Here is a 13,336-nt window from a genome sequence, read left to right as displayed (position 1 = left end):
TGTATCTTAGGCTTAAGCCTAAAGATCAAGAAAGCTCGAGGTCAAACTCGGGCTTTTGTTTTATAGGCCTGCAGATTTTTTCCGCCGACCGCCGAGCTTTTTCAGAACCTCATCTGCGGTTTCCGCTGAATCCAGCGCGCAGAGCGTCTCCCAAAAGATTGCCGCGGCTTTAGCGATAGGACGGTTTTTCTTTTTTACAGCGACGTGACCGGAAACTCGTTCGGGCGTAATCGGAACAAATCTCAAACCGCTTTTACCACGATTGGTAAAAGAGCCTTCCACACACAATAGAGCGCCCATGCCGGAGCTGACCAGGTCAAGAGCGTTGGAGGGCAGGTTGTGGTAAGCCGCTACCTTTAAATCCTTATCGGAAACTTTGAGCCAGCTGCTGATCTCTTCCAGCACAATGAATCTTCTAGGCAAAATCAAAGTAGTGGCGACGACTTCGCTGAAAGTCATCTCTTTTCGATCGCTCGGAAAGTCTGCCTTTCGAACGACAAGCCCCCAGCGATCTTTTGCCGGAATCGGCGTTTTATCGTATTTTGCGCTCTCAACCGGCTCCAGAAGAATGGCTAAATCCAGTTTGTTCTCGTCCATTGAACGCTTCAAATCATCACTGTCGGCAGAATAGATTTCAAAGTGGACGTGCGGATACTGCGCTGTAAATTTCTGCATTTCCCGAGTGAGAATCCGCATGGCAGAAGTTTCGACAATGCCGATGCGGATGATGCCGCGAAGGAACTCCTCTTTTTCCGAGAGCTCCATTTTCGTCTGGTTCGCGAGCTCGTTGTCTTTGCCGCGATTGCCGCGCTTGGCGGATGCGAGTCTCAGTTAAAGGCGCACACGGGAGCTAATCTCAAAGAAGGAAACACGAAGCAGAATCTCGCTGACGCGCTGCAGATCGCTATTCCGCTCAACGGATTCCCGAGAACTTTGAATGCGCTCGCGGTCGTGAATTCGTTTAAATAATCTTATAAGCCGTAATATTTTTGCAGGGAAGGCCATAAGCGGGCTTTCCTTTTTTATTGGGCACCGCACAGGTGTCTTTCAGAAGTACAGGAGTGAGTGTTGCGATTTTTCCCGGATAGTTTTTACGGATTTTAGAAATTGTTTTTTCTTGTAATGCTGAAAAAGCGGTTCGCACAGAACCCCAGAATAAAGTAATCTCTCGTTTATCTGTTTGTAATGGAAACGAAATTCGTGTGTGAAAAAATTTATTCCCGAATCGCTTCTACAGGAAGTTTCCTGCCGGAGAAGATCGTCAGCAATGATGAACTTGCGGCCAAGCTTGCCGAAAGAGGCGTAGAAACCAGTGACGAGTGGATTCGTACCCGCACCGGTATTGAGCAGAGATATTTTGCCGAAGGCGCGGGCTCCACGACCGCTATGGCCTTTGAGGCCGCAAAGCGTGCCTTGGAAAACGGCGGCTTTACACCTGACGAGATTGATCTGATTATCGTCGCGACGACGACGCCTGACTCCGTTTTCCCGAGCACGGCGTGTCAGGTGCAGGCGCTCCTTCAGGCCAGCAGCGCCGGCGCTTTTGATATTCAGGCGGTTTGCTCCGGATTTGTTTACGCGCTCTCAATCGCCGATTCAATGATCCGCGCAGGATCCGCCGAGCGCGTCTTGGTGATCGGTTCAGAAAGCCTTTCGCGCGTTTTGGATTGGGATGATCGTACAACCTGCGTTCTCTTCGGTGACGGAGCGGGCGCTGCGGTGCTCGAAAAGAGCAGCGAACCCGGAATTCTCGCAACAGAACTTAAAGCCGACGGCACGCGCGGTGTGCACGTGCTTGCTGCCGACAGCCATATTGACAACGGCAAGATTGTCGGAGACCCCTATATTCGTATGGAAGGGCGCCTCGTATTTAAGGCCGCGGTGGAAAAAATGACGGAAAGCGCGCTGAATGTGCTTGCGGCGGCAAATCTCGCGCCCGGTGATGTCGATGTCTACATTCCGCATCAGGCAAATCTTCGCATCATGAATATGGTTCGCGGCAAGTTAAATATTCCTGAGAGCAATCTTGTGGTTTCCGTCACTAAGCACGGAAACACGTCGGCGGCAAGTGTTCCGCTTGCGCTCGATAAGGCCCGTCAGAGCGGACAGCTCAAACGCGGCGACATTGTTCTGCTTCAGGGCGTCGGGGGCGGCTTCACCTGGGCTTCCGCACTGCTTAAATTCTAATAAAACAACTTATAACGCAAATGTCAGAAAAGAAAATTGCTTTTGTATTTCCGGGACAGGGCAGTCAGTCCGTCGGAATGCTTTCAACCCTTAAGGACGAACCGATTGTGCAGCAGACGCTTGAAGAAGCGAATGAAGTACTTGGATTTGATTTAGCGAAACTCATTGCCGAAGGTCCGTCTGCGGAGCTGAGCCTCACTGTCAATACGCAGCCCGCATTGGTCACCGCAAGCACCGCGATGTATCGCTACTATCTTTCCAAAGGCGGCCGACGCCCCGACGTAGCGGCCGGCCACAGCCTCGGAGAATACTCCGCGCTGGTCGCTGCCGGTGCGCTTGAATTTAAGGATGCCGTTAAGCTCGTGCGCTTCCGCGCCGAGAAAATGCAGGAGGCGGTCCCCGTCGGTGAAGGCACGATGGCCGCGATTCTTGGTCTCGATGACGACAAAGTTAAATCCGTCTGCCTTGAGTGCGCCGCCAACGGCGTCGTCGAAGCGGTGAACTTTAATACACCGGGACAGGTCGTGATTGCCGGCACCGTTGCCGCAGTGGAAGCCGCAATGAGCAAAAGTCTTGAAGCGGGTGCAAAACGCGCGATCCGTCTTAATGTCTCCGGCCCCTTCCATTCTTCACTGATGAAGCCCGCCGCGATTGCGATGGAAGAGCGCCTGCGCACAGTTGAACTGCGCTCGCCTGAAATTCCGGTTCTGCACAATGTGGACGTCCGTCTCAGAAGCGAAGCCGACGATATTCGCGGCGCGCTCTCCGCTCAGGTTTCTTCGGCTGTTCTTTGGGCCGATACCGTCCGCGAAATGGAAAAGATGGGCTGTACCGAACTCTATGAAGTCGGCCCCGGCGCTGCGCTTACCGGTATGACCAAGAGAATTACCAAGGGTATCGCGGCAAAAGCATTGAACAGCAAAGAAGCGCTTGAAGAAGCGGCTTCTAATAATCAGGAGTAAGAAGATTGACCACAAATAATGTATTCAGCGCTGAAGCGCTTAAAGGCGAAATTGTTTTGGTGACAGGCGCTTCCCGCGGTATCGGTGCCGCGATTTTTGACGCGTGCCTCAAAGCGGGCGCCACCGTAATCGGCACGGCAACAAGCGAAGCCGGCGCAGCCAAAATTACAGAAAGAGCTCAGGGCGCAAAGGGATTCGGCCGTGTGCTTAACGTGGCCGACCGCGAATCGAGCGACGCCTTTATGAAAGCGATTGAAGCCGAATTCGGCGCGGTCACGGTTTTGGTGAACAACGCCGGCATCACACGCGATACGCTTTCGATGCGCATGAAGGACGAACAGTGGGATGAAGTGATTGAAACCAATCTGACAGGCGGATTCCGTCTTGCCCGCGCATGCCTTCGCGGCATGATGAAGGCGCGTCACGGCAGAATTATCAGCATCGCCTCCATCGTCGGCATGATGGGCAACGCGGGCCAGGCTAACTACGCAGCGGCCAAAGCGGGCACAATCGCGATGAGCAAATCGATCGCGCGCGAGATCGGTGCGAGAGGTGTTACGGTCAACTGTGTCGCGCCCGGATTTATTGCGACCGATATGACCGACGCGCTCAGCGAAGCTCAGAAAGCCGCGCTTTTAGCGCAGATTCCGATGGCTCGCTTAGGCAAGCCGGAGGATATCGCAGACGCTGTCGTCTTCCTTGCGTCCGTTGCCGCAGACTACATCACCGGACAGGTGATCGAGGTCAACGGCGGTATGAGAATGTAAATCCGCCTTTTTTGGCTAGTTTAAACATCGGCGGCTCGGATATAATTCGAGATTAGCCTAATTATGCAGTACATATTTTTTTAAGAGGTTACAAATGGACAATATCGAACAGCAAGTTAAGAAAGTAGTTGCCGAACAGCTCAGCATCAACGAAGCAGACATCAAGAATGAAAGCTCTTTCATTGGCGATCTGGGTGCCGACTCTCTGGACACAGTTGAGCTCGTTATGGCTCTTGAAGACGCTTTCGGCATTGAAATCCCTGACGATCAGCAGGAAAAGATTCAGACTGTTCAGCAGGCTATCGACTTCATCAAAGCCAATCAGAAGGCCTAATTTTTAAGCATTAACGGAGCAATTAATGCGTCGAGTAGTCGTTACCGGCTTGGGCATGATCAGCCCGATTGGCAACACGGTAGAGGAGAGTTGGGAGAATGCGCTGGCGGGTAAATCCGGCATCGCTGCGGTGACGCACTTTGATGCGTCCGCTTTCGGCTCCCGCATCGCCGGTGAAGTCAAGAATTTTGAAGTGGAGAAGTATCTTCCGGCGAAAGAAGCGCGTCGTTTTGACCGCTTTATTCAGTACGGAGTGGCGGCTTCTCTTCAGGCTCTGGATGACAGCGGACTTCAGATTGATGAAGAAACCGCGGTGAGAGTGGGCTGCGCTGTCGGCAGCGGAATCGGCGGATTGGAAACAATCTGCGTCAACAACGGTTCCTATCTGGAAAAAGGACCTCGTCGAATTTCGCCGTTCCTGATTCCGGGCAGTATCGCCAATATGGTTGCCGGTCAGGTTTCCATTATGCGCAATCTCAAGGGACCGAGTCTTGCCTATTCGACGGCCTGCACGACCGGTCTGCACAGTATCGGCGAGTCCGTCTGGCTCATCCGCCGCGGTGACGCGGATGTGATGGTCGCCGGCGGCGCTGAAGCCGGTGTCTGCCCGCTCGGTCTCGGAGGCTTTGACTCCATGCACGCGCTTTCCCGCCGCAATGACGATCCGCAGACCGCGTCCCGTCCCTTTGACAAGGACCGAGACGGATTTGTCTTGGGCGAGGGCGCCGGTGTGCTGGTGCTTGAAGAGTACGAGCACGCGAAAAAACGCGGAGCGAAGATCTACGCCGAAGTGGTTGGCTACGGTCTTTCTGCAGACGCGCATCACATCACGACGCCGAGTGCGGAAGGTCCGATGCGCTGTATGCAGGCTGCCCTCAGACAGGCGGGAATCAACGCTTCCGATGTTCAGTACCTGAACGCGCACGGAACCAGTACGCACGTTGGCGATATCAATGAGACCAAGGCGATTAAGCTCGCTTTTGGCGACGCGGCCAAGGATTTGGTGGTTAATTCCACAAAGTCTATGACGGGTCACCTTCTCGGAGGCGCCGGCGGTATCGAGTCCGTGTTTACCGTTCTGGCTCTGAAAAACCAAGTTTCACCGCCGACCATTAACATTTTTGAACAAGATCCGGAGTGTGATTTGGATTATTGTGCGAACGAAGCGCGCAAAATGCGAATACGCTACGCGATGAAAAACTCGTTCGGTTTCGGCGGAACCAACGGTTCTCTTGTTTTCGGTCAGGTTTGATCTCAATCCGACTGAACAGCAGCAGGGGTCGCGCAAGCGCCCCCTTTATGTTTTTTTGAACCGCCTTGTCCGCATCCATTCGAAACAATTCTGATGGATGCGGACAAGCAAACATCCATTTAGGAATGTATGAAGCAGATCAGAAACTTTTCTATTATCGCTCATATCGACCACGGCAAATCCACGCTCGCTGATCGTTTGATTCAGCGCTGCGGCGGTCTTTCCGAGCGAGAGATGGAATCTCAGGTCCTGGACTCCATGGATCTGGAAAAAGAGCGCGGCATTACTATTAAGGCTCAGACCGCCTCTCTCAATTACAAGGCTAAAGACGGCCAAACGTACTTATTAAATCTTATTGATACCCCGGGACACGTTGACTTCAGCTACGAAGTCAGCCGTTCGCTTTCAGCCTGCGAAGGTGCGCTGCTTGTTGTGGACGCCACGCAGGGTGTGGAAGCTCAGACAGTTGCCAACTGCTATACCGCCATTGAGCTCGGCGTCGAAGTGCTTCCGATTCTCAATAAGATGGATCTTCAGAGCGCAAATCCTGATGAAGCCCGTGAAGAAATCGAAGAAGTCATCGGAATTGACGCGACGGACGCGGTTGAAGCCTCTGCAAAGACCGGTCTTGGCATCGATGAAATTCTTGAACGCATTGTGGAGCGTGTCCCTGCGCCTAAGGGCGACCCGAAAGCGCCGCTGCAGGCGCTAATTATCGACTCCTGGTTCGATAACTATGTCGGCGTTGTGATGCTGGTGCGTGTTGTGAACGGAACACTTCGTCCGAAAGATAAGATTCGTCTGATGGCGACCGGTGCAAACCATTTGGTTGAACAGGTCGGCATCTTTACACCGAAATCTCAGACGAAGACCGAGCTCAGCGCAGGGCAGGTGGGCTTTGTGATTTCCGGAATCAAAGAATTGAAAGACGCCCGAGTCGGTGATACGGTCACAAGCGCTCAGAATCCGGCTTCGGAGCCGCTTCCCGGCTTTAAGGAGGTTAAGAGTCAGGTGTTTGCGGGCCTTTACCCGGTGGAATCAAACCAGTACGAAGCGCTTCGCGATGCGCTCACGAAGCTGCAGCTTAACGACGCGGCTCTGCACTTTGAACCGGAAGTTTCTCAGGCGCTCGGTTTCGGTTTCAGAGCGGGCTTTCTCGGGCTGCTGCACATGGATATTGTGCAGGAGCGTCTCGAGCGCGAATACAACATGGATTTGATTACGACCGCGCCGAGCGTGGTCTACGAAGTACTGCTGCGCAACGGCAATGTTATCCATGTTGAGAATCCTTCAAAGCTGCCGCCGGTGGATAAGATCGCGGAAATCCGCGAACCTATCGATTCAGTGACCATTTTTGTGCCGGACGAGTATGTCGGCGCGGTCATGACGCTCTGCAACCAGAAGCGCGGTATTCAGACGAACCTCGCCTATCACGGCAGACAAGTGCATCTGCACTATGACCTTCCGCTCGCGGAAATCGTTTTGGACTTCTTCGACAAGCTTAAGTCACTGACCCGCGGCTATGCTTCTATGGATTACGAGTTCAAAGAGTACAGAGCCTCTGATGTCGTCAAGATCGATATCATGATTAACGGTGATAAGGTGGACGCGCTCTCTAGCATTGTGCACCGAGCCAACTCGGTTTCCCGCGGCCGTGAAATTGTTTCCAAGATGCGCGGCATTATTCCGAGACAGATGTATGACGTCGCCATTCAGGCGGCCATCGGCGCAAACATTATCGCGCGTGAAAACGTGAAAGCGCTTCGTAAGAACGTGCTTGCCAAGTGTTACGGCGGTGACATTACGCGTAAACGCAAACTACTGGAAAAACAGAAAGCTGGTAAGAAACGCATGAAGCAGGTCGGTACCGTCGAGATTCCGCAGGAAGCCTTCCTTGCAATTCTTCAGCAAGACGACAAATAACCCTCATCGAGGAGCATCACTATGACTTTTTCTCTCATTCTTTTCCTCCTGACCGTTTTTACAGGCGTGCTGTGGGTTCTTGATGTATTTGTCTGGAAACCTAAACGCGTCAAAGTCATGTCTGATGAACTGCAGCAGTTCGACAGAAGCAACGAAGATGCGCTGCGCAGAGGTGTACAGTCCGTGGTGGCAGCTCGCTCTGCGATGGTCACGCGCATGAATGAGCGTCCCAAGTGGCTTGAATATACTGCCGGTTTCTTTCCGGTAATTTTCTTTATTTTCATTCTGCGCTCATTCATTTTTGAGCCTTTCAGAATCCCGAGCGGATCTATGATGCCGACGCTTGAAAGCGGCGACATGATTTTAGTGAACAAATATAACTACGGTCTGCGTCTGCCGGTGCTGAACACCAAGATTGTTCCGATCGGTGAGCCTGAAAGAGGCGATGTGATTGTCTTCCGTTATCCCGCGGATGAAAAAATTGACTACATCAAGCGTGTTGTCGGTTTGCCTGGCGACAAGATTGAATACATCAACAAGCGGCTGACCATTAATGGGAAGCCTGTGCCCGTCACCGCTGACGGTAAGTATTACGATGAAGCCAAGATGCAGGAGCTTGATCAGTTTGTCGAGCAGCTCGGTAAGAAGGATCACCGTATTCTCAACAATCGCGCGGCCCCTGCCGGCGCTTATCCGCTTCCGATTCACAACAACCCCGACGCTTGTGATTACGTGAGAGGCGGATTGATCTGCACCGTGCCCAAGGACACATATTTCGTCCTTGGTGATAACCGCGACAACTCCGAAGACAGCCGCTACTGGGGTTTTGTGCCGGAGAAAAATTTAGTCGGACGGGCCAATATGATTTGGATGAATCTTTCGAAGCCGAGCCGCATCGGTTTCTTTGACTAGGAGCAAATATGCTGCCTCTCAGTGAACTTGAAAATAGAATCGGTTATAAGTTCAAAAACGAATCGCTTTTGAAGCGCGCGATGACACACCGCTCTTTTTCTTCGGAAAACAACGAGCGTTTGGAGTTTCTCGGAGACTCCGTGCTGAACTGCGTCATCGGCAACGCCTTATTTTTGAAGGACAAGCATTTTGACGAGGGTTCTCTTTCACGCGTTCGCAGCAACCTTGTCAAACAGTCCGCCCTTGCGGAAATCGCAGAACGCATCGGTATTTCCGAATTCCTTCGCGTTGGCGAGGGTGAGCTGCATACCGGAGGAAATCGTCGTCCGTCAACTATTGCGGATGCAGTAGAAGCCATATTTGGGGCGGTTTTCACCGACTCCGGCTTCGAATCGGCGCAAACTGTCATCATTCGCTTATATGAGCCGATGCTGAGCAAGCTGACGCCGGATACGCTGGGCAAAGACCCGAAGACCCGCCTGCAGGAAGTACTGCAGGGCCATCATTACGGTCTGCCGGTGTATGAAGTACTGGAGGTTCGCGGACTGCCGCACGATCAGGAGTTCCTGGTGAGCGTGAGCGTTCCGAAACTGGACATTAACCTTCAAGGCGTCGGCCGTTCCCGCAGACAGGCGGAACAGGAAGCCGCGCAGAAAGCTCTGGACAGCGAAGCCGTTAAGAAATTGAAAGGCTAAGTTATGACAGAAAACACAGTTACAGAAGAAACTAAAGAATTCCGCAGCGGATATGTTGCCGTGATCGGCCGTCCGAACGTCGGCAAGAGCACTCTGATCAACGCACTTGTCGGCGAGAAGGTCAGCATCACGAGCAAGAAACCGCAGACCACACGAGACCGCATCATGGGTGTATTAACCACCGACGACACCCAGTATATCTTTGTGGACACACCGGGTTTCCAAACGAAACATTCTTCTGAACTTTTGTCCAGAATGAATCAGTCAGTTAAATCGAGCCTTGCGGACGTTGATGCGGTGGTTCTCGTCATTGAAGCGACCGGCTGGCGTCCCGAAGACCTGACGGTTCTCTCGCTTCTTTCAAAAGAAGCAAAGAATGTCATTCTTGCGATCAACAAGACCGATGAAGTTAAGGAAAGTGAGGCGATGCTTCCTCTCATTACCGAGTCGATGCAGAAGTTCCCGTTTGCCGAAGTCGTCCCTGTGAGCGCAGAGAAGGGTCGTCAGCTCAAGGTACTTCTTCAAGTGATCAGAAAGTTCCTTCCGGAAGGCGACAAACTGTTTGAAGACGACATTTATACGGATAAATCTCCGCGCTTCCTGGCTGCGGAAATTATTCGTGAGAAGGCTTTCCGCCTCTTGGGCGATGAGCTGCCGTACGGTGTCGCCGTCATGATCGATAAGTGGGAAGAAACCGACAAGCTTGCGCGAATCTTTGCGACACTGATCGTTAACCGCGAAAGCCATAAAGGCATCGTGATCGGCGAAAAAGGCGCGAAACTTCGTGAAATTTCCAGACTGGCGCGCGAAGATATTGAAGAAATGCTTGGCAAGAAAGTTTATCTGGAAGTCTGGGTTCGAGTTCGCAAGGGCTGGGGCGACGATGCCGGTGTTCTCAAGTCTCTCGGCTATGGTCAGTAATCTGTAAGCTTTTTAGGACATTAAGCCTCCGACTCAAGATTGGGTTCGGAGGTTTTTCTTATGCCTGAAAAACGGGAAAGGTGCTCAAAAAGGTCAGGGTAATTACTTATTATCGTGTAAGTTCGTTAGGATGCACGGATTACAGATATATCGTCAGATACGGAGGCGTAAATTGAATAAGCAATACACTCTCGAACGTGAGAACGTCCGTTATCAGAAGAACCTCGCAGACAGCCGCAAAGCTCTGGTTAAGAACATTCGCGCATTTGAAAAACTCAGCAAGAAGGATCGTCTGGACATTGTCAAGAGAGGCGAGTATTTCGCTGTGTATATTTGGGACGATGCGATGCATTTCATCCCTGCAAGATGGATTGCATACGGCTCGGGTACCAAGAGCAATGACAAGACTGTCATTGCGGTCAACCGTATCAACAAGCTTCTCGGAGTTGAAGGCCCGGAAGCAAAGAAATCGCTTGAAAAAGCTTTGGACTTTTACTGCGAAAGCCTCGGCGGAGAGCCTGTGCGCAAGAACCATCTCTTCTGGCGCCGTGACTGCATCACCAAACTGACAAGACTCCTGACTAAGTAAAAGTCTTGCAAACAAAATAAATCGGGACGTCGAGTCCCGATTTTTTTGTACGCTAAAAATATTTACGGACGGGCGGGTATTTCAGGCAATAAACGGTCATAATTCCAAGATCGAACTTACAAATACTTGAACAAATGATCATCCGAAGAAAATTTATCGCCGCGCTTGTCAGCAGCGCTCTCTGTGGTTTTGCTGCGCAGGCGAAAGTCGCCTCGGAGCTGTCGGTCCCTAACATTCATTCGCCTGAAATTGAAAAGCAGCCCTTCTATCCTTTTATCGAATTGAAAGGTTCCGCGCTGCAAAGGGGCGTCACGTACGGTCAAAGTGCCGCTGAGCAGATAGACAGAAACATTAAGTTTTATGCATCGGTCTTTCAGTCATCCGCAGGCATTGACTGGGAGAAAGCGAAGTCGCTGGCGGCAAAATTTTTACCGGTCATTCAAAAGTACAGTCCTGAGTCCATTGAGGAAATGAAGGGAATCGCACAGGGAAGCGGAAAATCTTTTGAAGACATTCTCACGCTGAATTGCCGAAGCGAAGTTTTGTTTGCAAACTCGGACGCATGTACCTGCATTATGGTTCCGGCCGAATTAGGAGAAGGCGGCAACGTGTTTATGGGACAGACATGGGACTGGTTTGCAAAGGCAAGATCCAACTCAGTGATTCTGAAAGTGGAACAAGAGGGCCGTCCCACGATTCTAATGGTCTGTGAGGCCGGTTTGGTCGGAGGCAAAGGACTTAATTCTGAGGGTTTGGGTGTTTGTCTTAATGCGGCTTCCGTCGGTAAAGGCAAAATTGGTATGCCGCTGCATCTGATGATGCGCAATATTCTGAATTCGAGCCTACCGACAGAAGCTCTGAAGGCGGTTTCTGCTGTTCCACGGGCTGGTTCCGGTGTCTTTAATATCGCTTCACGCAGCAACTATGAAATGCAGGTTGAATTTTCTCCGGACGCATTTGATGTGATCATGAGTAAGGGCGAAGCGCTTGTCCACACCAATCATTATCTGTCCGCTCTGATTGCGCCTAATGACGTTGCCAAGAGTTTTATTCCGTCAACCTATACGAGGCTGAACAGAGTACAGAAACAGCTCTCAAAGATGAAGGGACCGATCGGCATGAAAGGGCTTTTCCGACTGCTGAGCGATCATGAACTTTATCCGGAATCTGTCTGTTATCACGAAGACCCTCGTTTGACCGGCGATCGCTACTGCACAGTCTACGCCATTGTGATGGATGTGAGTTCGGGTATCCTTTGGATTAGCACAGGATACCCGTGTGAAGGGAAAATTTCTGAATACCGACTCTAATCGTTTAGGCCTTTTGCGGGCAGCAGGGCTGTTTCGTTAACAGCGGAAGTGAGCTCGCCCCCTAATTTCTCTTCGACTTTCCCGAGGTCGGCTTCCAGATCCGCGATGATGTCGCGTTTGGCGGTAAGCATCTTGGTGAGCCGCGCTTTATCCAGCTCACCTACGCAGCGGCCGACGACGACACAGGCGATGCCGTTTCCGATCATGTTGGTGATGGAACGTGCTTCGCTCATGAAACGATCTACGCCAAGGATAAGCGCAAGTCCGGCGACTGGGACATCACCGACTGCGCTCAATGTTGCTGCAAGTACGATGAAGCCGGAACCCGAGACACCGGCTGCTCCTTTACTTGTCAGAAGGAGCACCAGAAGCAGCGTGATCTGCTGGCTGAGCGTCATTTGAATATCGCAGGCCTGTGCGATAAAGACTGCGGCAATTGTCAGATAGATCGCTGTACCGTCAAGGTTGAACGAGTAACCGGTCGGAATGACAAGGCCGCTTACGGATTTACTGACGCCAGCTTGTTCCATTTTCTTCATCATCTGCGGAAGAACCGCCTCGGATGAAGACGTGCCGAGCACAATTAAAAGTTCCTCTTTAATGTAGGCAAGATATTTAAAAAGAGAAAACCCACAGCTTCGACAGATCGCGCCGAGAATAAAGATAATGAAAAACAGACAGGTGGCGTAAAAAACCAACATCAGTTTACCGAGCGGGATCAGTGTATGAATACCATATTTGCCGATTGTAAACGCCATGGCGCCGAAGGCGCCGATCGGGGCGACTTTCATGATCCATCCGATCATGGTGAAAAGGATGTCGGATCCTTTCTTAATCAGACTGTAGACCGGATGGTTAACGCCGCCCAGATGCTGCAGAGCGAACCCGAAGATGACCGAGAAGAATAAAACCTGGAGGATTTCTCCTTCGGCAAAGGCGCCGACAACGGTAGACGGAATAATGTGAAATATGAAATCAAGTGTTGACTGCGGCTTTTCTGAGGCCGCGTACATTGATACCGAACTCATGTCGAGTGTGGACGGGTCCACATGCATGCCGCTTCCCGGCTGAAAGAGATTCACCATGAGAAGACCGATGATCAGTGCGAGCGTCGTCACCGCCTCGAAGTAGAGAAGAGCTAAGCCTCCGACCTTGCCGACTTTCTTCATGTTTTCCATACCGGCGATGCCGGTGACGACAGTGCAGAAAATGACCGGAGCGATGAGCATTTTAATTAGCTTGATGAAGCCGTCTCCAAGCGGCTTCATCTTCGCGCCGAGGTCCGGCCAAAAGAATCCCAGCAGGACGCCGAGAGCGATAGCAGCAAGCACCTGCACATAAAGGACCTTGTAAAAAGGTTTTTTCATTGTTCCGCTCCTAAAAAGCTGAATAACGTATTTACGATTAGTAAAAATACTTAATCACAGGTATTTATATGTAATATATCTGATGAATTAGTGGTTTCCCTTAAAAAGTCCGTGAGT

Annotated in this window: 14 protein-coding genes; 12 read left to right on the top strand and 2 right to left on the bottom strand. The window is 51.5% G+C overall.

Translation table 11 applies throughout. The annotated features are described in order from the left end of the window. Window positions 1-60 precede the first annotated feature (60 nt). Window positions 61-696: a LysR family transcriptional regulator substrate-binding protein gene (locus E5987_RS01550; RefSeq protein ID WP_237178677.1), complete on the bottom strand. Its 636-nt coding sequence runs from the start codon at window positions 694-696 to the stop codon at window positions 61-63. Here E5987_RS01550 and E5987_RS13370 point away from each other — a divergent pair. The 12 genes from E5987_RS13370 to E5987_RS01490 all read left to right on the top strand — a co-directional run bounded on the left by E5987_RS13370 (window position 640) and on the right by E5987_RS01490 (window position 11,852). Continuing rightward, a complete protein-coding gene (locus E5987_RS13370) occupies window positions 640-969 on the top strand; it encodes a carboxymuconolactone decarboxylase family protein (RefSeq protein WP_288319302.1) in 330 nt (109 codons plus the stop codon). The genes E5987_RS01550 and E5987_RS13370 overlap by 57 nt on opposite strands. Window positions 970-1,200: 231 nt before the next feature. Continuing rightward, window positions 1,201-2,187, top strand: coding sequence for a beta-ketoacyl-ACP synthase III (locus E5987_RS01540; RefSeq protein ID WP_160334324.1), 987 nt, complete (start codon window positions 1,201-1,203; stop codon window positions 2,185-2,187). Between the two features lie 20 nt (window positions 2,188-2,207). After that, window positions 2,208-3,149, top strand: coding sequence for an ACP S-malonyltransferase (gene fabD, locus E5987_RS01535; protein ID WP_160334323.1), 942 nt, complete (start codon window positions 2,208-2,210; stop codon window positions 3,147-3,149). A gap of 5 nt (window positions 3,150-3,154) precedes the next feature. Then, window positions 3,155-3,916 (top strand): 3-oxoacyl-ACP reductase FabG, encoded by a 762-nt coding sequence (fabG, locus tag E5987_RS01530; RefSeq protein ID WP_160334322.1) that lies wholly within the window; start codon window positions 3,155-3,157, stop codon window positions 3,914-3,916. 94 nt (window positions 3,917-4,010) lie between these two features. Continuing rightward, window positions 4,011-4,250, top strand: a complete 240-nt coding sequence (gene acpP, locus E5987_RS01525; protein WP_160334321.1) for an acyl carrier protein — start codon at window positions 4,011-4,013, stop codon at window positions 4,248-4,250. Between the two features lie 25 nt (window positions 4,251-4,275). Beyond that, entirely contained in the window at window positions 4,276-5,502 is a 1,227-nt protein-coding gene (fabF, locus tag E5987_RS01520; RefSeq protein ID WP_160334320.1) for a beta-ketoacyl-ACP synthase II, read from the top strand. Between the two features lie 129 nt (window positions 5,503-5,631). Beyond that, window positions 5,632-7,425: a translation elongation factor 4 gene (gene lepA, locus E5987_RS01515; protein ID WP_160334319.1), complete on the top strand. Its 1,794-nt coding sequence runs from the start codon at window positions 5,632-5,634 to the stop codon at window positions 7,423-7,425. Window positions 7,426-7,446: 21 nt separating this feature from the next. After that, the gene (gene lepB, locus E5987_RS01510; RefSeq protein ID WP_160334318.1) at window positions 7,447-8,337 is read left to right on the top strand and encodes a signal peptidase I; all 891 of its coding nucleotides are present in this window, start codon (window positions 7,447-7,449) and stop codon (window positions 8,335-8,337) included. Between the two features lie 8 nt (window positions 8,338-8,345). Then, window positions 8,346-9,032 (top strand): ribonuclease III, encoded by a 687-nt coding sequence (gene rnc, locus E5987_RS01505; protein WP_160334317.1) that lies wholly within the window; start codon window positions 8,346-8,348, stop codon window positions 9,030-9,032. Between the two features lie 3 nt (window positions 9,033-9,035). After that, entirely contained in the window at window positions 9,036-9,953 is a 918-nt protein-coding gene (era, locus tag E5987_RS01500) for a GTPase Era (protein ID WP_160334316.1), read from the top strand. A gap of 172 nt (window positions 9,954-10,125) precedes the next feature. After that, complete coding sequence (locus E5987_RS01495; RefSeq protein ID WP_160334315.1) at window positions 10,126-10,542, top strand: hypothetical protein; 417 nt, start codon at window positions 10,126-10,128, stop codon at window positions 10,540-10,542. A gap of 134 nt (window positions 10,543-10,676) precedes the next feature. Then, entirely contained in the window at window positions 10,677-11,852 is a 1,176-nt protein-coding gene (locus tag E5987_RS01490; protein WP_160334314.1) for a C45 family autoproteolytic acyltransferase/hydrolase, read from the top strand. On the opposite strand, the gene E5987_RS01485 is transcribed toward E5987_RS01490, so the two are convergent. After that, window positions 11,849-13,219, bottom strand: coding sequence for a dicarboxylate/amino acid:cation symporter (locus E5987_RS01485; protein WP_160334313.1), 1,371 nt, complete (start codon window positions 13,217-13,219; stop codon window positions 11,849-11,851). The genes E5987_RS01490 and E5987_RS01485 overlap by 4 nt on opposite strands. Between the last annotated feature and the right edge of the window lie 117 nt (window positions 13,220-13,336).

It is taken from the genome of Parasutterella muris (assembly GCF_009767915.1).
Classification (GTDB): Bacteria; Pseudomonadota; Gammaproteobacteria; order Burkholderiales; family Burkholderiaceae_F; genus Parasutterella; species Parasutterella muris.
This window is presented reverse-complemented; position numbering and strand designations above follow the sequence as displayed.